The organism is Escherichia ruysiae (genome assembly GCF_031323975.1).
GTDB lineage: Bacteria > Pseudomonadota > Gammaproteobacteria > Enterobacterales > Enterobacteriaceae > Escherichia > Escherichia ruysiae.
In genome coordinates, this window is sequence record NZ_JAVIWS010000001.1 from 2207435 (window position 1) to 2232121 (window position 24687).

General features: G+C 47.8%; 19 protein-coding genes and 1 pseudogene. 15 read left to right on the forward strand and 5 right to left on the reverse strand.

Features of this window, described 5'->3' with window-relative positions; translation table 11 throughout:
• Positions 1-287 precede the first annotated feature (287 nt).
• From RGV86_RS10860 to RGV86_RS10870, 3 genes are read left to right on the forward strand one after another with little or no spacing between them, the layout of a single operon-like run.
• Entirely contained in the window at positions 288-857 is a 570-nt protein-coding gene (locus RGV86_RS10860; RefSeq protein ID WP_085461264.1) for a type 1 fimbrial protein, read from the forward strand.
• A 50-nt stretch (positions 858-907) separates the two neighbouring features.
• Positions 908-1609: a fimbrial biogenesis chaperone gene (locus tag RGV86_RS10865; protein ID WP_085461265.1), complete on the forward strand. Its 702-nt coding sequence runs from the start codon at positions 908-910 to the stop codon at positions 1607-1609.
• Between the two features lie 32 nt (positions 1610-1641).
• On the forward strand, positions 1642-4179 hold the full coding sequence (locus RGV86_RS10870) for a fimbria/pilus outer membrane usher protein (RefSeq protein WP_085461266.1): 2538 nt from the start codon (positions 1642-1644) through the stop codon (positions 4177-4179).
• A 109-nt stretch (positions 4180-4288) separates the two neighbouring features.
• On the opposite strand, the gene RGV86_RS10875 is transcribed toward RGV86_RS10870, so the two are convergent.
• Positions 4289-4561 carry a GNAT family N-acetyltransferase gene (locus tag RGV86_RS10875; RefSeq protein ID WP_000405640.1) on the reverse strand — a complete coding sequence of 91 codons (273 nt, stop codon included), beginning with the start codon at positions 4559-4561 and terminating at the stop codon, positions 4289-4291.
• 12 nt (positions 4562-4573) lie between these two features.
• Complete coding sequence (gene yjdI, locus RGV86_RS10880; protein WP_000371864.1) at positions 4574-4804, reverse strand: 4Fe-4S mono-cluster protein YjdI; 231 nt, start codon at positions 4802-4804, stop codon at positions 4574-4576.
• Positions 4805-4982: 178 nt separating this feature from the next.
• On the opposite strand from yjdI, the gene RGV86_RS10885 reads away from it, so the two are divergent.
• The 5 genes and pseudogenes from RGV86_RS10885 to RGV86_RS10905 all read left to right on the forward strand — a co-directional run bounded on the left by RGV86_RS10885 (position 4983) and on the right by RGV86_RS10905 (position 11739).
• Positions 4983-6614, forward strand: a complete 1632-nt coding sequence (locus tag RGV86_RS10885) for a sensor histidine kinase (RefSeq protein WP_085461267.1) — start codon at positions 4983-4985, stop codon at positions 6612-6614.
• Positions 6611-7330 carry a two-component system response regulator DcuR gene (dcuR, locus tag RGV86_RS10890; RefSeq protein ID WP_000611279.1) on the forward strand — a complete coding sequence of 240 codons (720 nt, stop codon included), beginning with the start codon at positions 6611-6613 and terminating at the stop codon, positions 7328-7330. The genes RGV86_RS10885 and dcuR overlap by 4 nt, the downstream gene beginning before the upstream one ends.
• Before the next feature lie 571 nt (positions 7331-7901).
• Positions 7902-9242, forward strand: coding sequence for an anaerobic C4-dicarboxylate transporter DcuB (dcuB, locus tag RGV86_RS10895; protein WP_085461268.1), 1341 nt, complete (start codon positions 7902-7904; stop codon positions 9240-9242).
• Between the two features lie 77 nt (positions 9243-9319).
• A complete protein-coding gene (fumB, locus tag RGV86_RS10900) occupies positions 9320-10966 on the forward strand; it encodes a class I fumarate hydratase (RefSeq protein WP_000066143.1) in 1647 nt (548 codons plus the stop codon).
• Between the two features lie 122 nt (positions 10967-11088).
• Positions 11089-11739: pseudogene (locus tag RGV86_RS10905) on the forward strand (DUF2238 domain-containing protein).
• Here the strand turns inward: RGV86_RS10905 and melA are convergent.
• A complete protein-coding gene (gene melA / locus RGV86_RS10910) occupies positions 11736-13091 on the reverse strand; it encodes an alpha-galactosidase (protein ID WP_085461271.1) in 1356 nt (451 codons plus the stop codon). The pseudogene RGV86_RS10905 and the gene melA overlap by 4 nt on opposite strands.
• A gap of 260 nt (positions 13092-13351) precedes the next feature.
• Between melA and melR the strand changes: the two genes are divergently transcribed.
• From melR to pmrB, 7 genes are all read left to right on the forward strand, one after another.
• Positions 13352-14260 carry a transcriptional regulator MelR gene (gene melR, locus RGV86_RS10915; RefSeq protein WP_085461272.1) on the forward strand — a complete coding sequence of 303 codons (909 nt, stop codon included), beginning with the start codon at positions 13352-13354 and terminating at the stop codon, positions 14258-14260.
• Positions 14261-14457: 197 nt separating this feature from the next.
• A complete protein-coding gene (gene adiA, locus RGV86_RS10920) occupies positions 14458-16725 on the forward strand; it encodes an arginine decarboxylase (protein WP_077629710.1) in 2268 nt (755 codons plus the stop codon).
• Positions 16726-17061: 336 nt separating this feature from the next.
• A complete protein-coding gene (locus tag RGV86_RS10925; protein WP_001217089.1) occupies positions 17062-17823 on the forward strand; it encodes an AraC family transcriptional regulator in 762 nt (253 codons plus the stop codon).
• A gap of 136 nt (positions 17824-17959) precedes the next feature.
• Positions 17960-19297, forward strand: coding sequence for an arginine/agmatine antiporter (adiC, locus tag RGV86_RS10930; protein WP_000093133.1), 1338 nt, complete (start codon positions 17960-17962; stop codon positions 19295-19297).
• 103 nt (positions 19298-19400) lie between these two features.
• Positions 19401-21044, forward strand: a complete 1644-nt coding sequence (gene eptA, locus RGV86_RS10935; protein ID WP_085461273.1) for a phosphoethanolamine transferase EptA — start codon at positions 19401-19403, stop codon at positions 21042-21044.
• Complete coding sequence (gene basR / locus RGV86_RS10940; protein WP_000697918.1) at positions 21041-21709, forward strand: two-component system response regulator BasR; 669 nt, start codon at positions 21041-21043, stop codon at positions 21707-21709. The genes eptA and basR overlap by 4 nt, the downstream gene beginning before the upstream one ends.
• Complete coding sequence (pmrB, locus tag RGV86_RS10945; protein ID WP_171000944.1) at positions 21710-22810, forward strand: two-component system sensor histidine kinase PmrB; 1101 nt, start codon at positions 21710-21712, stop codon at positions 22808-22810.
• On the opposite strand, the gene pmrR is transcribed toward pmrB, so the two are convergent.
• Complete coding sequence (gene pmrR / locus RGV86_RS10950) at positions 22786-22875, reverse strand: LpxT activity modulator PmrR (RefSeq protein WP_000797657.1); 90 nt, start codon at positions 22873-22875, stop codon at positions 22786-22788. The two genes, pmrB and pmrR, sit on opposite strands and share 25 nt — an antisense overlap.
• 114 nt (positions 22876-22989) lie before the next feature.
• Complete coding sequence (proP, locus tag RGV86_RS10955) at positions 22990-24492, reverse strand: glycine betaine/L-proline transporter ProP (RefSeq protein WP_010353876.1); 1503 nt, start codon at positions 24490-24492, stop codon at positions 22990-22992.
• Positions 24493-24687: the final 195 nt, after the last annotated feature.

Genomic DNA, 24687 nt, shown 5'->3' on the forward strand with positions numbered 1-24687 from the left:
TTACCAACAAAACGCGACAAATACAAAACAAATATCAAAAAAATCACTTTGGCAATTATTTCCTTACCTTTAGTTTTTATTTTAGGCACCGCAAGAAAAGCTAGTTAAAATTTAAAATAATTAGGCCAACATTGCTCAAAACAAAAAATCAATTAAACTGCGTCCATAGCAAACATAAGCGTTTCTCCTATGCATCTTATGCAAAATGAGGAATAAATTTGCTGTTTGCTATTTATAATTCATTCATCGGTAAATTTTTTATCAGATTTTAAATTGAGGTAATGATAATGAAAAAAAGCTTATTAGCTATCGCCATTTCATTAATAGCGAGTGGTTCTGTTTCCGCTATTGCAGCGGCACCTGCATCAGGTACTCAAATTGGCACCGGTACTTTAGCTGTCACCGGCGCAGCTGCTGAATCAGCATGTACTGTATCTTTCCCAACCTCTGTCACACTGCCTACTTTTTCAAAAGCAGATTTTTCAGCGAAAGCTCAGAACAGCGTTATTGGTTCTCAAAATGCAGGGAATATTACCTTTTCAGGATGTAATGGTCAGTCCGTTACTATTAAAGTAACGACAGCAAACACAGTAAGTGGTAATGGCTATATTACATTCCCAGTTGTAAATGGCAGCGAGCAAGGACAATATGGTTTAGTCGTTGGCTTAGAAAAAGATGGAGCTGAAAAATATATAAAGGTAAATAAAGATGATACAGCTTTTCAAAATATTACTGTGAACAATGAGAGCTATTCTATTCCTGTAACCGTAAGTACTTATAAGGTTGGAACTAATGCTAACGCTATTAGTTATGGCACTTATAACGTTAACTACGTGTTTACTGCTACTTATGCATAAATAACATTTGGCATGGCTATACTTATAGCCATGCCGTTGGAGAGATTACTATGAAGTTCAAAAGACTAATAATTTTCATTTCATTATTATTTTCAAACCTTTCATTTAGCCAATCAAATGGCATAAATCTGGCGGCAACTCGCGTAGTCTTTGATTCAAAAGAAGCTAACGCATCCTTGAAAATAAACAATAATTCTGAAGAAAAAACATGGCTTTTAAGATCATGGGTTTCAGCTTATAATAGTGACGAAAAAGTTAAAAACTTTATAATCACACCTCCTTTATATAGAATTAATCCGTCAGAAAGTTTTCAATTACGTATAAATAAAATTAATGATATTCTACCAGAAGATAGAGAGTCTGTATTTAGAATTAATGTTTTAGCCATACCCTCTCATTATAATAATGACACACAAGAAAAAAGAGATCCGGGGTTACAGTTTGCAATAAATAATCGTATTAAACTTATCTATCGACCGCATAATTTGAATGTACCTAAAAAAGTCGATGATGCTTATAAGGCTTTGATATTTTTAAAATCAGAAAATCAAGTTCATGTTAAAAACCCAACGCCATATTATATTACCATGAATGATGTAAAGATTAATGGAAAAAGTATTACATCTATTAATGATTTTATGGTTTCACCATTTTCAACATTAATTATTCCAGAAAAAAACGCTAAAGCAATTAGCTATTCTACGATCAATGATTATGGCGGAGAAACGCCGATTCAAAACATTACGCTTTAACATTTATTTAATCATCTTTATCGGGGGACAATTTGAAAGGTTCATTAAAAAAATCCTTATTATTGTTAAGGGTCACCATCATATGTCCGGTATTCAGTTGCGCTGCCGTATCTCCCTCACCTGACAATAGTCATAGGTTCTCATTTAACCCCGATTTTTTGCAATTATCTGATGGTGATAATGCCAAAAATATCGATCTCAATTATTTTGCAAGCGCAAGTGGTGCAGCTCCAGGGGAATATACTGTTGATGTGGTTATGAATGGGGAATTAGTTGACCGTCAGATTAAGATAGATTTTTTCGCGCAGGACAATAAGCTGAACGCCAGACTGACACCTCAACAACTGGATCGCTGGGGCGTTGATATTGGTAAGCTCTCTACATCAATAACCCCCCCAACTCAACAAAATATTCTTCAGCTTATTCGAGGGGCCTCAGAAAATTTTGATACGAATAACCAAAAGCTAATATTGAATATACCACAAAGCTACCTCAAACCTCAGGATTGGTTAAGTACTCCACCCCATCTCTGGGATGAAGGTATGCCAGCACTAATGGTTAACTATCTATTTAATGGAATTAAGCAAAATAATAATGGCTACGGTAGTCGTAGTCAGTTTTTATCTCTGGACAGTTCTCTGAACCTTGGTGGATGGCGCCTTCGTCATAACGGTAACTGGTCAACAAACTCATATAATAAAGAGAGCCACTGGCAACCCGTTAGTGTTTATCTACAGCATGATTATTCTTTTCTTCAAGGAGGGCAATTTATCGTAGGCCAGACCTCAACGGATGGTGCGATATTTGACAGTTTTCCTTTTGAAGGTGCACAGTTTTCATCTGATGATGGCATGATTGCACCAGAGCTCAGTCAGTATAGCCCTGTTGTCCGTGGCATTGCTTATTCTCAAGCGCAGGTATCCGTCAAGCAAAACGGTGTTGTCATTTATCAAAAAAACGTCCCACCTGGACCGTTTGAATTACGCGATTTTAACCAAATATTCACCGGTGACCTGGAGGTGGAAATTCGTGAGGCAGATGGCAGTATTCGCCATTTTACTCAGGCGACAGCTGTTTTACCGGTTCTTCAACGTCAGGGACGCTTACGCTATAACCTGGCATTTGGGAAATATCGCTCAAGTTCTACTTTGAATAATAGTGTGTCTGATCCTCAGTTTGTTCAGTCTTCAGCAGCTATCGGATTGCCTGATGAATATACATTTTATGGTGGTGCCATCAAAGCAGATAATTATGCAGCAGTTCTGCTTGGCTTGGGTAAATATTCCGATTTTTTTGGAGCGTTCTCCCTGGATGTCACTCATGCTCGCTCACAATTTTCGCAGAATTATAAGTCTTTAGGAAAACAGCAAGGACAGTCTTACCGTTTTATGTATTCGCGTGGTTTTGGTGAGACAAATACGACATTGAATATTACCGGCTATCGTTATGCCACACGCGGCTACTACGATTTTGATGAGTTACAACAAATTCAGAATGGATTCGTTGATGAGAAAAATATAAACAGTTATCATCAACGTTCACGTATATCAACAACGATAAATCAAGATCTTCAGGACTGGGGACAACTCTACCTCTCAGCAAGTAAAGATCAGTACTGGGATACCGCTGATGGATATAACTTATCTGCGAGTTACTCGCTGCCATTCCGCTATATCTCGGCAATGCTATCGCTCGGATATAATAAAAGCCCGTATTACCACGAGGCAGATAAATCGCTGTTTTTATCTGTTTCGGTACCGCTCAACTCATTGCTGAATGGAAATAACCTGTTCTTAACAACGAATACCATTACGAATAATGGTCAGGTGCAACAGCAGGTTGGATTAAACGGCTCCTCACAGGATGGTGAGTTTAGCTATGCCGTGGCGCAAGGCTGGCAGAATCAAAACCGAGGAGAGTCAGGTAACATTAACCTTAACTATCGTGGACCTTATGCACAAATGAACGGCGGTTATGCCTGGCAAAAAGAGTCCAGTCAATGGACATACGGAATTAGCGGTGGTGTTACGTTGCATCCACATGGATTAACCTTATCTCAGCCATTAAGTCTGGACAGTGCCAGTGCTCTGGTTCAGGCTCGTGATGCCGCCAGCGTAAGAGTATTGAACGGTTCAGGTATTTATACGGACTCGCGTGGATATGCCGTTGTCCCATATTTAAATCCCTATAACCGAAATCAAATTTCGCTTGATGTAAATAGTGTTAAGGATAATGTCGAGCTGCTAAATACAGATGTTACTGTCATCCCTGCTCGAGGAGCTTTAGTTTCCGCCCCGTTTAAAGTCAATGTCGGTAATAAAGCAATCATTACCTTAATACAGAAGAATGGCGAGCCAGTACCGTTTGGTAGTGTAGTGACATTAGATTCTGAAAACAGCATTAACAGCAGTATTGTTGCTGATCAAGGACAGGTGTATATGTCAGGGTTACCTGAAGAGGATACTCTTATTGCACAATGGGGTGAGGAGCCTTCTCAAAAGTGTAAAGTAAATTACAAATTGAAAAATAAAACAGCTAAATTCAATGAATTAACTTTACAATGCCAATAGTCTATAGTTCTTAGATTAATAACCCCGCATGTGCGGGGTTATTTTCATACAACATATTAACAACATTGTTACAGATTTGTATTACTTACGGCGGATACAAATCATCTGTTCAACTGCGAATATCATCATACTCACGCGTTTTATCAAATTCGTGTTTTGCAAACGGGCACAGCGGGATAATTTTCCGTTTCTCCTGGCGCATTTTTTCCACGACTTTCGCCACCAGTTGTTTACCAATCCCCTGCCCTTTCAGGCTTTCATCAACATCGGTATGTTCAATAATCGCTAAATTCTCTCCGGTCGGCACAAAGACAATTTCAGCTATTTGATTTCCCTGCGCATCATTGATGTAAAATTTATTATGGCCCTCACGTATTTCCATTTTTCCCCTCACTTATTTATGACGGTATTTCAGCGCGCCGCTGGGGCACGTATCAATCACTTTTATTACGGTGGCGACGTCTACTTCATCCGGCATAATCCACGGCTTACGTTTGAGATTAAACAGTTTGCTATTACCGCGCACACAATTACCGGAATGCTGACATATTGCGGTGTTGAAATAGACATCGACCTTTTCGCCGGTATAGCAGCGATAACCAACGTCCAGTAGTTCCTGATCCATGACCTTCCCTCCCTCATAAGTATGGTTTTCGCTATAAGCATAGCTCTCGAATCGCCAGACGACACCGGAAGTTTCAGTTACCAAATCCGCTTCCCCGGATGGCCAATCCCCTTACTCCCTTTGAATTACCCGCAGCATCAGAGATAATGCTTAGGAAATTTGTCATACAAGGAAGCTGATGAGACATTCACTGCCCTGCCGCATGTTACGCAAACGTCCGATGAAACTCAGTACCACGGTGATCTTAATGGTCAGCGCAGTGCTGTTCTCGGTGCTGCTGGTAGTGCATCTGGTTTACTTCTCGCAAATCAGCGACATGACGCGTGACGGGCTGGCTAACAAGGCGCTGGCCGTGGCGCGTACCCTTGCCGACTCGCCAGAAATTCGCCAGGGCTTGCAGAAAAAACCGCAGGAGAGCGGTATCCAGGACATCGCCGAAGCTGTACGCAAACGCAACGATCTGCTGTTTATTGTCGTTACCAATATGCAAAGTCTTCGCTACTCGCACCCTGAAACCCAACGCATTGGTCAGCTCTTTAAAGGGGACGACATCCTGAAGGCGCTCAACGGCGAGGAAAATGTCGCTATTAATCGCGGTTTTCTGGCGCAGGCTTTACGCGTATTTACCCCTATCTACGACGAAAATCATAAGCAGATCGGCGTGGTGGCGATTGGCCTGGAGTTAAGCCGCGTAACGCAGCAGATCAATGACAGTCGCTGGAGCATTATCTGGTCAATTTTATTCGGTGTGCTGGTTGGCGGGCTGGGTACATGGATTTTAGTCAAAGTACTTAAGCGCATCCTGTTCGGCCTGGAGCCTTACGAAATCTCAACTCTGTTTGAGCAACGCCAGGCAATGCTGCAATCAATCAAGGAAGGTGTCGTTGCCGTAGACGCGCACGGCGAGGTCACACTCATCAATGATGCTGCGCAAGAACTGCTTAATTATCACAAATCCCAGGATGACGAAAAGCTATCGACACTGAGTCAGGCATGGTCGCAGGTGGTGGATGTCTCGGAAGTATTACGTGACGGCACGCCGCGACGAGATGAAGAGGTTACCGTCAAAGATCGGCTATTACTCATCAACACCGTACCCATACGCAGCAATGGCGTTATCATCGGAGCCATCTCTACCTTCAGGGACAAAACGGAAGTTCGTAAGCTAATGCAACGGTTGGATGGGCTGGTCAACTATGCCGACGCACTTCGTGAACGCTCCCACGAATTTATGAACAAATTACACGTGATTCTCGGATTATTACATCTGAAGAGTTATAAGCAGTTGGAAGATTACATTCTAAAAACAGCCAACAACTATCAGGAAGAGATTGGCTCTTTGCTGGGTAAAATCAAATCTCCGGTTATCGCTGGTTTTTTAATCAGCAAAATTAACCGCGCGACCGATTTAGGCCATACGCTGATTTTAAATAGTGAGAGCCAGTTGCCAGACAGCGGTAGTGAAGATCAAGTCGCAACGCTAATTACCGCGTTGGGAAATCTGATAGAAAACGCGCTGGAGGCATTAGGGCAAGAACCCGGTGGTGAAATCAGCGTTACGTTGCACTACCGTCACGGATGGCTGCACTGTGAAATTAACGATGATGGTCCGGGAATTTCCCCCGACAAAATCGATCACATTTTTGAAAAAGGTGTCTCGACAAAAGGAAGTGAACGAGGCGTCGGTCTGGCACTTGTCAAACAACAGGTTGAAAATCTCGGCGGCAGCATTGCCGTGGAATCGGAACCCGGGGTTTTCACACAATTTTTTGTCCAGTTACCCTGGGATGGGGAGAGGTCGAGCAAATGATCAATGTATTAATTATCGATGACGACGCAATGGTAGCGGAGTTGAATCGCCGATACGTGGCGCAGATCCCTGGTTTTCAATGCTGCGGAACAGCCTCGACACTGGAGAAAGCCAAAGAGATTATCTTCAACAACGAAACACCTATCGACCTGATCTTGCTCGATATCTATATGCAAAAAGAAAACGGGCTCGATTTACTGCCTGTCCTGCACAACGCTCGATGCAAAAGCGATGTGATTGTCATCTCCTCAGCTGCTGATGCCGCAACCATTAAGGATTCTCTGCATTATGGCGTCGTTGATTATCTAATCAAACCGTTCCAGGCATCACGTTTTGAAGAGGCGCTCATCGGCTGGCGACAAAAGAAAATGGCGCTGGAGAAACATCAATACTATGACCAGGCCGAGCTGGATCAGCTAATTCATGGCAATTCATCTAACGAACAGGATACCCGCCGTCTGCCAAAAGGCTTAACGCCGCAGACTTTACGCACGCTGTGCCAGTGGATTGACGCTCACCAGGACTATGAATTTTCAACCGACGAGCTGGCCAACGAGGTTAACATCTCTCGCGTTTCCTGCCGCAAATATCTGATCTGGCTAGTGAATTGTCACATCTTAGTTACCAGTATCCATTATGGCGTCACCGGTCGTCCGGTTTATCGCTACCGTATTCAGGCAGAGCATTACTCATTACTGAAGCAATATTGCCAATAACGCATTATTAGTTATCTGGAAGTAACAATTATTGCAGTAATGCAAACCAGCACTGGCACAAGTTACATCAGCCATCAGTAAAACTTGTGCCAGATCAAATATAATTATCCCTCTTCATCCCCTGCGAATTAATATCAATTCGGATAAATAGAGTTTTTAATTTCAAAACGCTAACAAAAGTTAATTAACTATTATGTCACCCGTATTATGTGTATTTTTACCCATAAATAGGTAGATCAGAATAATCTATAAAGTTGATGACATCCGTCTGTAGAACAAAAAATAGACCAATAAATATCAACAAGATAGCGTAAAAACAGACCATTAACATCTGCGAAACACAAACTATAACCCCATCGCCAGAGAGTATTTTTCTCTGAAAAAAACACTTATCACAGTGCATAAATTTACTACTGCCTGAATCAGCCAATATTCACTGTGAAGTATTTGCTCGAGCCAGCAACGACCAAACGGATATTTAGTCAGTCTCTGATAACAGTTCATCCAAAACAGAATGTGGCTGTGATCTATTTGGCAAGAATTTAAATGGGATTATCGCGAGGGTTTACACATGTTATTTACCATCCAACTTATCATAATACTGATATGTCTGTTTTATGGTGCCAGAAAGGGCGGTATCGCGCTGGGTTTATTAGGCGGTATCGGCCTGGTCATTCTGGTCTTCGTCTTCCATCTTCAGCCGGGTAAACCACCGGTTGATGTCATGCTGGTCATCATTGCGGTGGTGGCAGCATCGGCGACCTTGCAAGCCTCTGGCGGTCTGGATGTTATGCTGCAAATTGCCGAAAAACTGCTGCGTCGCAATCCGAAATATGTTTCCATCGTCGCGCCGTTTGTCACCTGTACGCTGACCATTCTTTGCGGTACGGGTCACGTGGTTTACACCATCCTGCCGATCATCTACGACGTTGCGATTAAGAACAACATCCGTCCGGAACGCCCAATGGCGGCGAGCTCTATCGGCGCGCAGATGGGGATTATCGCCAGTCCGGTGTCGGTTGCCGTAGTATCGCTGGTCGCAATGCTGGGGAACGTAACCTTTGATGGTCGTCACCTTGAGTTCCTCGACCTGCTTGCGATTACCATCCCCTCTACCTTGTTAGGTATCCTGGCGATCGGTATTTTCAGTTGGTTCCGTGGTAAAGATCTGGACAAAGACGAAGAGTTCCAGAAATTCATCTCCGTACCGGAAAACCGTGAGTACGTTTACGGTGACACCGCCACGCTGCTGGATAAAAAACTACCGAAAAGCAACTGGCTGGCAATGTGGATCTTCCTCGGGGCAATCGCGGTGGTCGCACTTCTTGGTGCTGATTCAGACCTGCGTCCGTCTTTTGGCGGCAAGCCGCTGTCGATGGTACTGGTTATCCAGATGTTTATGCTGCTGACCGGGGCGTTGATTATTATCCTGACCAAAACCAATCCCGCGTCCATCTCAAAAAATGAAGTCTTCCGTTCCGGTATGATTGCCATCGTGGCGGTATACGGTATCGCGTGGATGGCCGAAACCATGTTCGGTGCGCATATGTCTGAAATTCAGAGCGTACTGGGCGAAATGGTGAAAGAGTATCCGTGGGCTTATGCCATTGTTCTGTTGCTGGTCTCCAAGTTTGTTAACTCCCAGGCCGCTGCACTGGCAGCAATTGTTCCGGTTGCACTGGCGATTGGCGTTGACCCGGCATACATCGTGGCTTCAGCACCGGCTTGCTATGGTTATTACATCCTGCCGACCTATCCGAGCGATCTGGCAGCGATTCAGTTTGACCGTTCCGGAACCACCCACATCGGCCGCTTCGTCATCAACCACAGCTTTATTTTGCCAGGGTTGATTGGTGTGAGCGTATCGTGCGTCTTCGGCTGGATCTTCGCTGCGATGTACGGGTTCTTGTAATTGCACTCTGCGTGCTGCCCGTCGCTGTGCGGCACGCCATTTTCGTATAACAAATACAGAGTTACAGGCTGGAAGCTATGTCAAATAAAGAGTTTATTTATCAGGCGCCTTTCCCGATGGGGAAAGACAATACCGAGTACTATCTGCTCACATCCGATTACGTTAGTGTTGCCGAATTTAACGGCGAAACCATCCTGAAAGTGGAACCTGAAGCCCTGACCTTGCTGGCGCAGCAAGCCTTCCATGACGCTTCTTTCATGCTCCGCCCGGCACACCAGCAACAGGTTGCTTCTATTCTTCACGACCCTGAAGCCAGTGAAAACGATAAGTATGTGGCGCTGCAATTCTTGAGAAACTCCGAAATCGCAGCCAAAGGTGTATTGCCGACCTGCCAGGATACCGGCACCGCCATCATCGTCGGTAAAAAAGGTCAGCGAGTGTGGACCGGCGGCGGTGATGAAGAAGCCTTATCAAAAGGTGTCTATAACACTTATATCGAAGATAACCTGCGCTATTCACAAAACGCACCGCTGGACATGTACAAAGAGGTCAACACCGGCACTAACCTGCCTGCGCAAATCGACCTGTACGCAGTGGATGGCGACGAGTACAAATTCCTCTGCGTCGCCAAAGGCGGCGGTTCTGCCAACAAAACGTATCTCTATCAGGAAACCAAAGCCCTGCTGACTCCGGGTAAACTGAAAAACTTCCTCGTTGAGAAAATGCGTACTCTCGGCACCGCAGCCTGCCCGCCGTACCATATCGCGTTTGTGATTGGCGGCACGTCTGCGGAAACCAACCTGAAAACCGTCAAGTTGGCAAGTGCTCACTATTACGATGAGCTGCCGACTGAAGGGAACGAACACGGTCAGGCTTTCCGCGATGTCCAGTTAGAACAAGAACTCCTGATCGAGGCTCAGAAACTCGGCCTCGGCGCACAGTTTGGTGGTAAATACTTCGCTCACGACATCCGCGTGATTCGCCTGCCTCGTCACGGCGCATCCTGCCCGGTGGGTATGGGCGTCTCCTGCTCCGCTGACCGTAACATCAAAGCAAAAATTAACCGCGAAGGCATCTGGATCGAAAAACTGGAACACAACCCAGGCCAGTACATTCCTGAAGAGTTACGTCAGGCTGGTGAAGGCGACGCGGTGAAAGTCGATCTCAACCGTCCGATGAAAGAGATCCTCGCCCAGCTTTCGCAGTATCCGGTCTCTACTCGTCTGTCACTCACCGGCACCATTATCGTTGGTCGTGATATTGCGCACGCCAAGCTGAAAGAATTGATCGACGCCGGTAAAGAGCTGCCGCAGTACATCAAAGATCATCCGATCTACTACGCAGGTCCGGCAAAAACGCCAGCCGGTTATCCATCGGGTTCTTTAGGCCCAACCACCGCAGGCCGTATGGACTCTTACGTGGATCTGCTGCAATCCCACGGCGGCAGCATGATCATGCTGGCGAAAGGTAACCGCAGTCAGCAAGTCACCGACGCGTGTCATAAACACGGCGGCTTCTACCTCGGCAGCATTGGCGGCCCGGCGGCAGTGCTGGCACAGCAGAGCATTAAGCATCTGGAATGTGTCGCTTATCCGGAACTGGGTATGGAAGCTATCTGGAAAATCGAAGTAGAAGATTTCCCGGCGTTTATCCTGGTCGATGACAAAGGCAACGACTTCTTCCAGCAAATCGTCAACAAACAGTGCGCGAACTGCACTAAGTAACTTCTTTGGCCCAGCGCCTGGCGGCATACTGCCAGGTGATCCCCCTGGGCCACCTCTTTTGCGATTGTAATTTCACGCTTGCTGGTGAATAGTCAGTATTTTCCCTGACTTGCGAACTCACCATGACCCGCACACTCAAGCCGTTAGTTCTTAACACTGGCGCACTGGCGCTGACGTTAATCCTGATGTACACCGGAATTTCGGCCCATGACAAACTCACCTGGTTGATGGAAGTGACGCCGGTAATTATTGTCGTACCGTTGCTGCTTACCACCGCCAGACGTTATCCGTTAACGCCACTGCTTTATGCACTGATTTTCTTTCACGCCATCATCCTGATGGTCGGCGGTCAGTACACCTACGCGAAAGTCCCCATCGGTTTTGACGTGCAGGAATGACTGGGATTGAGCCGTAATCCGTATGACAAGCTGGGGCATTTTTTCCAGGGACTGGTGCCTGCACTGGTAGCACGAGAAATCCTCGTGCGTGGGATGTACGTGCGCGGACGTAAAATGGTCGCGTTTCTGGTCTGCTGCGTGGCACTGGCGATAAGCGCCATGTATGAGTTGATCGAGTGGTGGGCGGCACTGGCGATGGGTCAGGGAGCGGATGATTTTCTTGGCACCCAGGGCGACCAGTGGGACACGCAATCCGATATGTTCTGCGCGCTGCTGGGCGCATTAACTACGGTGATATTGCTCGCTCGCTCTCATTGCCGCCAGTTACGGCGCTATGGCTTAATCACCAAAGCGCCGGACGCGATTACCCCTTAACGGTGCAACCAGCCTGGCAGCCAGTCGCCGTGGGCGGCAATCAGATCGTCAACAAGGGCATATATTTCGTCAATGCCCAGCACGGCAGCGGTGTGCGGATCCATCATCGCAGCGTGGTAAACACGGTCACGGTTTTCGGTGAGAATGGCTTCGGTGAGCAGCGTCTGTACGTTGATATTGGTTTGCATCAGGGCTGCCAGATGCGAAGGTAGCGTACCGACTTTGGTCGGCTGAATGCCATTAGCGTCAACCAGACAGGCCACTTCCACGCAACATCCTTGCGGCAGGTTATCAATCAAGCCATCGTTACGGACGTTGCCATAAATCACGCTCGGCTCTCCGGTCCAGATAGCGTTCATGATTGTGCTGGCATATTCCCGTGATGGTTTAATATCAATCCGGGAGGCATTCTTATACTCCTCCAGCTCTTTGTGCCAGTTCGCCAGCTGCTCGACGCAGCGTTTCGGGTACTCATCCAGCGGTACTTTATAACGCTCAATCAAATCCTCACGGCCTGGCTTAATAAACCACGGCGTATATTCGGCAAAATGTTCTGACGACTCCGTGACGAAGTAGCCCAGCTTTTTGAACATTTCATAGCGCACAATGTTCTGGCAGCGAGGATTCCCATGAATATTCGGCTTCGGTGCCTGACCTGCGTCATAAGCCGCCAGCAGTTCCGGGTAGAGATTCACGTAACTGCCGTCGGTGGTTTTGCGCTCCAGCTCCAGGTAAAACGCCATATGGTTGATACCCGCGCAACGATAACGCAGCGTGGCGGGATCAATATTGAGATCGCGCGCCAGCTCTTCCGCCGTTCCCTGCACCGAATGGCACAACCCTACCTGTTTGATATGCGGATAGCGGGCATACATCGCCCAGGTATTCATCGCCATCGGGTTAACGTAGTTGAGCATGGTGGCATCGGGGCAGACTTCCGTCATGTCCTCGCAAATTTGCCACAGGTGCGGAATGGTACGCAGTGCGCGCATAATGCCGCCCGGCCCCAACGTATCGGCAATGGTTTGTTCCAGACCGTGGCGCTTACAGACCTCGAAATCAGTCACCGTGCAAGGTTCATAACCACCAATCTGAAATGCCACCACGACAAAATCAGCATCCTGTAAGGCTTCTTTCTGTTGCGTGTGGCAGGTAATTTTGCCGCTGGCTCCTGCTGAATCCATCAGCTTACGCACCACAATGTGCGACTCTTCCAGGCGAGTTGGATCAATGTCCATCAGGGCAATATGCGCCGTTTTCAGCGCCTCGCGATGAAACACATCACCAAGAATATTTTTTACGAAAATTGTCGAACCAGCGCCGATAAAAGTAATTTTGGGTGCAGACATCATTCAGGTCTCCAGGCTTGCTTGAATGATTTCATCATGGCAGGCGATGTCGCAGAAAACCTCCGGCTTCCCCGTTGAGCATTCCCAAAAGCTCAGATCCAGGGTTACTTAGCAGTAAATATGAGTTTTTGGGACTAAATTGACTGAAAAACAGAGTAATTAGCCCTTATAAAATCCTCTCTCTTTATGTTTTGTGTCGTCATTCGCAGTCATCCTCAGCTACTCATGCCATAATTCTGATAATCCAGGAAAGAGATCCATCCATGAACACAGACACGTTTATGTGCAGCAGTGATGAAAAGCAGACCCGCAGCCCGCTGTCGCTGTACTCGGAATATCAGCGAATGGAGATTGAATTTCGTGCGCCGCATGTCATGACCACCAGCCACTGGCATGGTCAGGTTGAAGTGAATGTGCCTTTCGATGGCGATGTGGGATACCTGATCAACAATGAACAAGTGAATATCAATCAAGGGCATATCACGCTGTTCTGGGCCTGTACGCCGCACCAACTAACCGATACCGGAACTTGTCAGAGCATGGCGATTTTTAATCTGCCGATGCATCTGTTTCTCTCCTGGCCTCTGGATAAAGACCTTATAAACCACGTCACTCACGGCATGGTGATTAAATCGCTGGCGACACAGCAACTTAGCCCCTTTGAAGTGCGCCGCTGGCAGCAGGAATTGAACAGCCCGAATGAGCAAATCCGCCAGCTCGCCATTGATGAAATTGGCCTGATGCTCAAGCGATTTAGCCTCTCCGGCTGGGAACCGATTTTGGTCAATAAAACCTCGCGCACGCACAAAAACAGCGTCTCGCGTCATGCGCAATTTTACGTCAGCCAGATGCTGGGCTTTATTGCAGAAAACTATGACCAGGCGCTGACCATCAACGACGTGGCTGAGCACGTCAAACTAAACGCCAACTATGCGATGGGGATATTTCAGCGAGTCATGCAGTTGACGATGAAACAGTACATTACCGCAATGCGCATCAACCACGTTCGCGCGTTACTCAGCGATACCGATAAAAGTATTCTCGATATTGCCCTGACGGCAGGTTTTCGTTCGAGCAGTCGTTTTTACAGTACTTTCGCCAAATATGTCGGCATGTCGCCGCAACAATACCGCAAACTTAGCCAACAACGCCGCCAGACGCTTCCCGGTTAAAAACGATATCAGTATCAGCCAAAAAAATAATTTAGCTGTCGATAATAAACATTGAAAATTAATTGAAAAATTAATATAAGTTTCTGTTTATAATAATAAAAAATTAAAAACGTTTATTTTTCAATCGCTTTACAGCCTGAAATGCCCGGAAGATACTTGCCCGCAACGAAGATTCCTTCACAACCGGGTAAACAATGATGAAAGTATTAATTGTTGAAAGCGAGTTTCTACATCAGGACACCTGGGTCGGTAGCGCCGTTGAGCGTCTGGCGAATGCCTTGAGTCAACAAAATGTTACCGTCATTAAATCAACCTCATTTGATGATGGTTTTGCCATTCTCTCTTCAAATGAAGCCATTGATTGTCTGATGTTCAGTTATCAAATGGAGCATCCGGACGAACATCAAAACGTCAGAGAATTGATCGGTAAACTTCATGAACGCCAGCAAAACGTGCCGGTATTCCTGTTAGGCGATCGGGAAAAATCAATCGCCGCGCTGGATCGCGACCTGCTGGAGCTTGTCGATGAATTCGCCTGGATTCTGGAAGATACTGCCGATTTTATTGCCGGGCGCGCCATCGCCGCGATGACCCGCTACCGTCAACAGTTGTTACCGCCACTGTTCAGCGCGCTGATGAAATATAGCGACATCCATGAGTATTCCTGGGCCGCGCCGGGTCACCAGGGCGGTGTGGGGTTCACTAAAACGCCAGCCGGACGTTTCTACCATGACTATTATGGTGAAAACCTGTTCCGCACCGATATGGGTATTGAACGAACTTCTCTCGGTTCTTTGCTCGACCATACTGGCGCATTTGGCGAAAGTGAAAAATATGCCGCGCGCGTATTTGGTGCCGATCGCTCCTGGTCAGTCGTTGTTGGCACTTCAGGTTCTAACCGCACCATCATGCAAGCCTGCATGACGGATAACGACGTGGTCGTTGTTGACCGTAACTGCCACAAATCCATTGAACAAGGCTTAATGCTGACTGGCGCGAAACCGGTATACATGGTGCCAAGCCGCAACCGCTACGGCATTATCGGGCCAATCTACCCGCAGGAAATGCAGCCTGAAACCTTGCAGAAGAAAATCAGCGAAAGCCCGCTGACTAAAGACAAAGTCGGGCAAAAACCCTCTTACTGCGTGGTGACCAACTGCACCTACGACGGCGTGTGCTATAACGCCAAAGACGCGCAGGATCTGCTGGAAAAAACCTCTGACCGTCTGCACTTCGACGAAGCCTGGTATGGCTACGCACGGTTTAACCCAATCTATGCCGATCACTATGCAATGCGCGGTGAACCGGGCGATCACAATGGCCCAACCGTTTTCGCTACCCACTCCACACATAAACTGCTGAATGCGCTGTCGCAGGCGTCTTATATTCATGTACGTGAAGGCCGGGGCGCGATTAACTTCTCCCGCTTTAATCAGGCATACATGATGCATGCCACTACTTCCCCGCTGTATGCCATCTGCGCATCAAACGATGTGGCTGTATCAATGATGGACGGCAACAGCGGTCTGTCACTGACTCAGGAAGTGATCGACGAAGCGGTCGATTTCCGCCAGGCAATGGCACGGTTGTATAAAGAGTTTACTGACGAAGGTAGCTGGTTCTTTAAACCGTGGAATAAAGAAATGGTTACCGATCCGGAAACCGGCAAAACCTATGACTTTGCTGACGCGCCGCGCAAACTGCTGACCACCGTTCAGGACTGCTGGGTAATGCATCCGGGCGAAAGCTGGCACGGCTTTAAAGATATCCCGGACAACTGGAGTATGCTCGACCCGATTAAAGTCAGCATCCTCGCACCGGGGATGGGTGAAGACGGTGAACTGGAAGAGACAGGCGTACCTGCCGCACTGGTTACCGCATGGCTTGGCCACCACGGCATCGTGCCAACTCGCACCACCGATTTCCAGATTATGTTCCTGTTCTCAATGGGCGTGACCCGAGGGAAATGGGGAACTCTGGTTAACACCCTCTGTTCCTTCAAACGCCACTACGACGCCAACACACCACTGGCGCAGGTGATGCCGGAACTTGTTGAACAATATCCTGACACTTACGCGAACATGGGGATTCACGATCTGGGTGACAAAATGTTTGCCTGGCTGAAAGAAAACAACCCAGGAGCACGGTTGAACGAAGCCTATTCCGGCCTGCCGGTGGCGGAAATCACTCCGCGTGAAGCGTACAACGCGATTGTCGACAACAACGTTGAGCTGGTATCCATTGAAAATCTGCCAGGACGCATTGCGGCGAACTCAGTTATCCCTTATCCGCCAGGAATCCCGATGCTGCTGTCTGGTGAAAACTTCGGCGATAAAAACAGTCCGCAGGTAAGTTATTTACGCTCGCTGCAATCCTGGGATCATCATTTCCCTGGATTTGAACACGAAACTGAAGGTACTGAAATTATTGACGGTATTTACCACGTAATGTGTGTGAAAGCGTAACCACTATTCCGCTGAAGGCGTAATTGTTTTAATAACATTACGCCGCCTGGCCTGAGGCCTTTTGAGTATGGCAACGTTTTCATAAAAATTGCTGCAAACAAAAATGTCATGCTTTTTGCGCGGTCCCACCCCGCGCTTTTTTTTGTTTATTATTTACCCTTATTTACTCTGTAAAATTTTTTGTACATGAGAAATTACTATAAAAATTTGTAATATTAGTAAAACACGTTATTTTTATGCATGTTTTGATTCGTCATACAATTATATAACCCGTTCCCGGTATCTCTCTATGTTGGCGAGATCCACTATTTTTCTTTGCATTTCAGGAGTACATGTATGAGGATTTGCAGCAACCAACCTTGTATAGTTTTATTAACTGAAAAAGATGTCTGGCTAAGAGTGAATGGGAAAGAGCCTATAAGTTTAAAAGCTAACCATATGGCGTTATTAAGTTGTGAAAATAATATTATCGACGCCTCCTCTCTGAATAACACTTTGATTGCTTATATTAGCCTCGACATCATCAAAGATTATCTCCGTTTTCTGAATAAAGATCTCTCGAAAATACCGGTCTGGCAACGTAGCGCCACACCGATTATTTCCCTGCCATGCCTTACACCAGAGGTGTTTCGCGTTGCAGCGCAACATAGCACAGAGCCTGCTGAAACAGAGTCGGAAAAAGAACGAACACGTGCATTATTATTCACTGTGCTCTCTCGCTTTCTCGACAGTAAAAAATTCCTTTCTCTACTTATGTATATGTTACGTAATTGTGTTAGCGACAGCGTTTATCAAATCATTGAAAGCGATATCCATAAAGACTGGAATCTTAGTATGGTAGCCAGTTGTTTATGTCTTAGCCCAAGTTTGTTAAAGAAAAAGCTGAAAAGCGAAAACACCAGTTATAGCCAAATAATAACCACCTGCCGGATGCGTTATGCTGTAAATGAATTAATGATGGATGGAAAAAATATCTCACAGGTGTCACAGTCCTGTGGCTACAACAGCACGTCTTACTTTATTTCTGTATTTAAAGACTTCTATGGCATGACGCCACTCCATTATGTTAGCCAACACAGAGAACGTTCTGTCGCCTGATTTATAACCTTTACAAAGAGATATATTAATAACGGCATCAGCGATAACCCGACTGACGATAATTCAATGCGCGAATGCAGGCGTATGATATGACGTAATTTATTGTCACGAAGCTCGCCTTCGCAGGAGTTTAATTATGTCTTCGGATGCTGATGCTCACAAAGTGGGCTTAATCCCCGTCACTCTGATGGTGTCGGGGAATATTATGGGGTCAGGTGTCTTTCTGTTACCTGCAAACCTGGCCTCGACTGGCGGTATTGCTATATATGGTTGGTTGGTGACGATTATCGGTGCTTTGGCTTTATCGATGGTCTACGCCAAAATGTCGTTCCTCGATCCCAGCCCTGGCGGTTCATATGCCTACGCGCGCCGCTGTTTTGGTCCTTTTCTCGGATATCAAACCAACGTTCTCTACTGGCTGGCCTGCTGGATCGGCAATATCGCCATGGTGGTCATTGGCGTCGGCTATTTGAGCTATTTCTTCCCGCTCCTCAAAGATCCGTGGGTATTAACCATCACCTGCGTGGTGGTGCTGTGGATCTTCGTTCTGCTTAATATCGTCGGTCCGAAAATGATCACCCGCGTGCAGGCCGTCGCTACCGTGCTGGCGCTGATTCCAATCGTCGGGATTGCCGTATTCGGCTGGTTCTGGTTCCACGGAGAAACCTATATGGCGGCATGGAACGTCAGCGGCCTGGGCACCTTCGGCGCGATTCAAAGCACCTTAAACGTTACGCTGTGGTCATTTATCGGGGTGGAAAGTGCGTCTGTTGCAGCGGGTGTGGTGAAAAACCCGAAACGCAACGTCCCTATCGCCACCATTGGCGGGGTATTGATTGCCGCCGTTTGCTATGTGCTCTCGACCACCGCGATTATGGGGATGATCCCCAACGCCGCACTGCGCGTTTCCGCCTCACCTTTCGGTGATGCTGCACGGATGGCGCTGGGTGATACCGCAGGAGCCATTGTCTCCTTCTGTGCGGCGGCTGGTTGCTTAGGTTCGCTGGGTGGCTGGACACTACTGGCCGGGCAAACGGCGAAAGCCGCTGCCGATGACGGTCTGTTCCCACCGATTTTTGCCCGCGTCAACAAAGCAGGCACACCGGTAGCCGGGTTGATTATCGTCGGTATCCTGATGACTATCTTCCAGTTCAGCAGCATTTCGCCAAACGCAACCAAAGAGTTCGGTCTGGTCTCTTCCGTATCGGTAATCTTTACCCTGGTGCCTTATCTTTATACCTGTGCCGCTTTACTGCTTTTAGGCCACGGTCACTTTGGTAAAGCGCGTCCGGCGTATCTGGCCATCACCACTATCGCCTTCCTTTACTGCATCTGGGCGGTAGTCGGTTCTGGTGCACAAGAGGTCATGTGGTCATTTGTCACGCTGATGGTAATCACCGCAATGTACACACTGAACTACAACCGGCTGCATAAAAACCCCTATCCTTTAGATGCACCAATAAGCAAAGATTAAGCCCCCTTAATCCAGCAAACATAAAAGCCAACCTTAAGAACTTAAGGTTGGCTTAACTTTGCTTTGCGAGCATATGCGCACTTTGTTCGATGGAAACACCGTGATGTTGAAGCGCCTTCTAAAAAGACCCTCTTTGAATTTACTCGCCTGGCTATTGCTGGCCTCTTTTTATATTGCTATCTGCCTGAACATTGCCTTTTTTAAACAGGTTTTACAGGCGCTACCGCTGGATTCAATGCATAACGTGCTGGTTTTCTTGTCGATGCCGGTCGTCGCGTTCAGCGTGATTAATATTGTCCTGACGCTAGGCTCTTTCTTATGGCTTAATCGTCCACTGGCCTGCCTGTTTATTCTTGTCGGCGCGTCTGCGCAATATTTCATAATGACTTATGGCATCGTCATCGACCGTTCGATGATTGCCAATATCATGGATACCACACCTGCGGAAAGCTACGCGTTAATGACACCGCAGATGTTATTAACGCTAGGGTTAAGTGGGGTTCTTGCTGCACTGATTGCCTGCTGGGTAAAAATCAAACCCGCAGCCTCACGCCTGCGTAGCGTTCTTTTCCGTGGAGCCAATATTCTGATTTCTGTGCTGCTGATTCTGCTGGTCGCCGCGTTGTTTTATAAAGACTACGCCTCGCTGTTTCGTAACAACAAAGAGCTGGTGAAATCCTTAAGCCCCTCCAACAGCATTGTTGCCAGTTGGTCATGGTATTCCCACCAGCGACTGGCAAATCTGCCGCTGGTTCGCATTGGCGAGGATGCACACCGCAACCCGTTAATGCAAAACGAGAAACGTAAAAATCTGACCATCTTGATCGTCGGCGAAACCTCGCGGGCAGAGAATTTCTCACTCAATGGCTACTCGCGTGAAACTAATCCACGGCTGGCGAAAGATAATGTGGTCTATTTCCCCAATACCGCGTCTTGCGGCACGGCAACGGCTGTCTCTGTGCCATGCATGTTCTCGGATATGCCGCGTGAGCATTACAAAGAAGAGCTGGCACAGCACCAGGAAGGCGTGCTGGATATCATTCAGCGAGCGGGCATTAATGTGTTGTGGAATGACAACGACGGTGGCTGCAAAGGTGTCTGCGACCGCGTACCACACCAGAATGTCACCGCGCTGAACCTGCCCGGCCAGTGCATCAACGGCGAATGCTATGACGAGGTGCTGTTCCACGGGCTGGAAGAGTACATCAATAACCTGCAAGGTGATGGCGTGATTGTCTTACACACCATCGGTAGCCACGGCCCGACCTATTACAACCGCTATCCGCCGCAGTTCAGGAAATTTACCCCCACCTGCGACACCAACGAGATCCAGACCTGTTCCAAAGAACAACTGGTGAACACTTACGATAATACGTTGCTCTACGTCGACTATATTGTTGATAAAGCAATTAATCTGCTGAAAGAACATCAGGATAAATTTACCACCAGCCTGGTTTATCTTTCTGACCACGGTGAATCGTTAGGTGAAAATGGCATCTATCTACACGGCCTGCCTTATGCCATCGCGCCTGATAGCCAAAAACAAGTACCGATGCTGCTGTGGTTGTCGGAGGATTATCAAAAGCGGTATCAGATTGACCAGAGCTGCCTGCAAAAACAGGCACAAACACAGCACTATTCACAGGACAATTTATTCTCAACCCTGTTGGGATTAACCGGCGTCGAGACGAAGTATTACCAGGCTGCGGATGATATTCTGCAAACTTGCAGGAGAGTGACTGAATGAAAATACTGATTGTTGAAGACGATACGCTGTTATTGCAGGGGCTGATTCTGGCGGCACAAACCGAAGGCTACGCGTGCGATGGCGTCACGACCGCGCGGATGGCGGAACAAAGCCTGGAAGCCGGGCACTACAGCCTGGTGGTGTTGGATTTAGGTTTACCCGACGAAGATGGGCTGCATTTTCTCGCCCGTATCCGGCAGAAAAAATACACCCTGCCGGTACTGATCCTCACCGCTCGCGACACCCTGACCGACAAAATCGCCGGGCTGGATGTCGGTGCCGATGACTATCTGGTAAAACCTTTTGCGCTGGAAGAGTTACACGCCCGCATCCGCGCCCTGCTGCGACGCCATAATAATCAGGGCGAAAGCGAGTTGATTGTTGGCAATCTGACGCTGAATATGGGGCGCCGTCAGGTATGGATGGGCGGCGAAGAATTGATTCTGACGCCCAAAGAATATGCTCTGCTATCGCGGCTGATGCTCAAAGCAGGCAGCCCGGTGCATCGGGAAATTCTCTACAACGATATCTATAACTGGGATAACGAACCCTCGACCAACACCCTGGAAGTGCATATCCACAACCTGCGCGACAAAGTGGGCAAAACACGTATCCGCACCGTGCGCGGCTTTGGCTATATGCTGGTCGCGAATGAGGAAAACTAATTGAATCTGATGCGTTTTCTGCGCCGACCAATGTCGCTGCGTCAACGGCTGATATTGACCATCGGCGCTATTCTGCTGGTTTTTGAGCTGATTAGCGTCTTCTGGCTATGGCATGAAAGTACCGAGCAAATTCAGCTCTTTGAGCAGGCGCTACGTGACAATCGCAACAACGATCGCCACATCATGCGTGAGATCCGCGAAGCGGTCGCCAGCCTGATTGTCCCCGGCGTCTTTATGGTCAGCCTGACGCTATTTATCTGCTATCAGGCGGTGCTTCGCATCACCCGCCCGCTGGCGGAGCTGCAAAAAGAGCTGGAAGCGCGCACCGCTGACAACTTAACGCCCATAGCCATTCACAGTGCCACCCTCGAAATCGAAGCGGTGGTTTCGGCGTTGAACGATCTGGTCAGTCGCCTGACCAGCACGCTGGATAACGAAAGGTTGTTTACCGCTGACGTCGCGCACGAACTGCGAACGCCACTGGCGGGGGTGCGTTTGCATCTGGAACTGCTGGCGAAAACGCATCACATTGATGTAGCGCCGTTAGTCGCACGGCTTGATCAGATGATGGAGAGCGTCTCCCAGTTGTTGCAACTGGCGCGCGCCGGACAGTCATTTTCTTCCGGTAATTATCAGCATGTAAAACTGCTGGAAGATGTGATCCTGCCCTCCTATGACGAACTCAGCACCATGCTCGACCAGCGTCAACAAACTTTGCTGTTACCAGAGAGCGCCGCTGACATCACTGTTCAGGGCGACGCGACCCTGCTGCGGATGTTATTGCGTAACCTGGTAGAAAACGCCCATCGCTATAGTCCAGCAGGCAGCAACATTATGATTCAGCTGCAAGAAGATGGCGGTGCGGTAATGGCGGTTGAAGATGAAGGGCCTGGCATTGATGAGAGTAAATGCGGAGAGTTGAGCAAAGCGTTTGTACGAATGGACAGCCGTTATGGCGGGATTGGTCTGGGATTAAGTATTGTCAGCCGCATCACACAGTTGCATCACGGGCAGTTTTTCCTGCAAAACCGGGAAGAGGCTTCCGGTACGCGCGCCTGGGTACGGCTGAAGAAAGATCAATACGTGGCAAACCAGATATAGAGAAAGCTGCTGACTACCAGCACGCTAAACACAGTCGTTAAACTTTCATAAACACGGTTTTTCATTGCACTCTCCTCCGTTGTCCTGGAGGAGAGTATGCGCGTCAGAGATTAAGTGAACCTTAAGAGTTCGATTGTTGGCCTGATAAGAGAGTGTCGCATCAGGCAATCCGTTTCAGCTTACTCATCAATTCGCGGATGTTGCTGCACCAGGCGGGTACGTTTCGCCTGCAAATCGGCAATTTCCTGGTCAATATCCTCGATTTTCTGCTCAATATTATCGTAATGCTCGACGAGAATTTCCTTCGCTTCCTGCAAATCTGACGCCGCAGGCGTCGCACCTTTCAGTGGACGATTCGCCGTCTCTTTCATGGTCACGCCGGTGATTAAACCAATCACCGCCACTACCATCAGGTAATAGGCAGGCATCATCAGATTATGCGAGCTTTCCACCAGCCAGGCCGCCAGCGTTGGCGTCAGACCGGCAACCAACACCGAAATATTAAATGCCGCCGCCAGCGCACTGTAACGGATATGTGTCGGGAACATCGCTGGCAAGGTAGAGGCCATAACACCCGTAAAGCAGTTAAGGATCACCGCCAGCATCAGCAACCCGGCGAAAATCAGGCCGATAATATTGCTGTTAATCAGGATAAACGCCGGGATCGCCAGCGCAAACAACGCAACACTGCCGAGGATCACAAACGGACGACGGCCAAAACGGTCACTCAGCAAGCCCATCACCGGCTGAACAAACAGCATACCGATCATAATCGCGATAATAATCAGCACCCCGTGGTCTTCGGAGTAATGCAGGTTATGCGACAAATAACTCGGCATATAAGTCAGCAACATGTAGTAAGTCACGTTGGTGGCGATCACCAGACCAATACATGTCAACAGACTGCGCCAGTGTTTGGTGGCAATCTCTTTAAACGAGACTTTCGGGCCATCCTGCAAACCTTCGCGGTCACCCTGTTCCAGTTTCTCAACATGTTGCTGGAACGCTGGCGTCTCTTCTAAAGCATGACGAAGATAAAGCCCAATAATTCCCAGCGGCAGCGCGATAAAGAACGGAATACGCCAGCCCCAGTCAAGGAAGTTCTCTTCACCGACGATGGTCGAAATCAACACCACCACGCCCGCACCCAGCACAAACCCGGCAATAGAACCGAAGTCCAGCCAGCTGCCCATAAAGCCACGTTTACGGTCAGGTGAGTATTCCGCAACAAATATCGACGCTCCGGTATATTCACCGCCGACCGAGAAACCTTGTGCCATCTTACAGATCAACAGCAAAATCGGCGCCCAAATACCAATAGAGGCGTAGGACGGTATTAAACCGATACAGAACGTACTGATCGACATAATCACAATAGTGATAGCGAGGATCTTCTGGCGACCATATTTATCGCCCAACATACCGAAGAAGAGTCCGCCAAGCGGTCGAATCAGAAAGGGAACGGAGAAGGTGGCAAGTGCAGCAACCATCTGCACGCTGGGGTCAGCCCCCGGGAAAAATACTTTACCTAATGCGTAAGCAACAAAACCATAAACACCAAAATCGAACCATTCCATTGCATTACCCAGCGATGCTGCAGTAATGGCTTTTCGCAGTTTACCGTCATCAATAATGGTGACATCACGAAGGGTTATCGGTTTTACTTTTTTCCTTTTCAGCATAGCTTTCCTCGCAGAGTAAGCCCATTTCCGCACGCGTCAGGCAAATAGACGCGGCGCCCGCAAAAGGGGAGCGGGAATTGCAGGGTGCAATCTCTGTAACAAGCGTAGCTGGTTTGCTTACACGATCCGATTAAGGATTGTACAATCAAACCTGTTGACGCCTGAATTGGGCAGTTAATGACCTTTTTACCCTAC

Coding starts and splice junctions, on each gene's coding strand:
- basR (WP_000697918.1), top strand. CDS start 21,041: ATGAAAATACTGATTGTTGAAGACGATACGCTGTTATTGCAGGGGCTG.
- RGV86_RS10885 (WP_085461267.1), top strand. CDS start 4,983: ATGAGACATTCACTGCCCTGCCGCATGTTACGCAAACGTCCGATGAAA.
- melA (WP_085461271.1), bottom strand. CDS start 13,091: ATGATGTCTGCACCCAAAATTACTTTTATCGGCGCTGGTTCGACAATT.
- RGV86_RS10865 (WP_085461265.1), top strand. CDS start 908: ATGAAGTTCAAAAGACTAATAATTTTCATTTCATTATTATTTTCAAAC.
- RGV86_RS10925 (WP_001217089.1), top strand. CDS start 17,062: ATGAGGATTTGCAGCAACCAACCTTGTATAGTTTTATTAACTGAAAAA.
- adiC (WP_000093133.1), top strand. CDS start 17,960: ATGTCTTCGGATGCTGATGCTCACAAAGTGGGCTTAATCCCCGTCACT.
- proP (WP_010353876.1), bottom strand. CDS start 24,492: ATGCTGAAAAGGAAAAAAGTAAAACCGATAACCCTTCGTGATGTCACC.
- dcuR (WP_000611279.1), top strand. CDS start 6,611: ATGATCAATGTATTAATTATCGATGACGACGCAATGGTAGCGGAGTTG.
- fumB (WP_000066143.1), top strand. CDS start 9,320: ATGTCAAATAAAGAGTTTATTTATCAGGCGCCTTTCCCGATGGGGAAA.
- eptA (WP_085461273.1), top strand. CDS start 19,401: ATGTTGAAGCGCCTTCTAAAAAGACCCTCTTTGAATTTACTCGCCTGG.
- adiA (WP_077629710.1), top strand. CDS start 14,458: ATGAAAGTATTAATTGTTGAAAGCGAGTTTCTACATCAGGACACCTGG.
- RGV86_RS10875 (WP_000405640.1), bottom strand. CDS start 4,561: ATGGAAATACGTGAGGGCCATAATAAATTTTACATCAATGATGCGCAG.
- RGV86_RS10860 (WP_085461264.1), top strand. CDS start 288: ATGAAAAAAAGCTTATTAGCTATCGCCATTTCATTAATAGCGAGTGGT.
- yjdI (WP_000371864.1), bottom strand. CDS start 4,804: ATGGATCAGGAACTACTGGACGTTGGTTATCGCTGCTATACCGGCGAA.
- dcuB (WP_085461268.1), top strand. CDS start 7,902: ATGTTATTTACCATCCAACTTATCATAATACTGATATGTCTGTTTTAT.
- melR (WP_085461272.1), top strand. CDS start 13,352: ATGAACACAGACACGTTTATGTGCAGCAGTGATGAAAAGCAGACCCGC.
- pmrR (WP_000797657.1), bottom strand. CDS start 22,875: ATGAAAAACCGTGTTTATGAAAGTTTAACGACTGTGTTTAGCGTGCTG.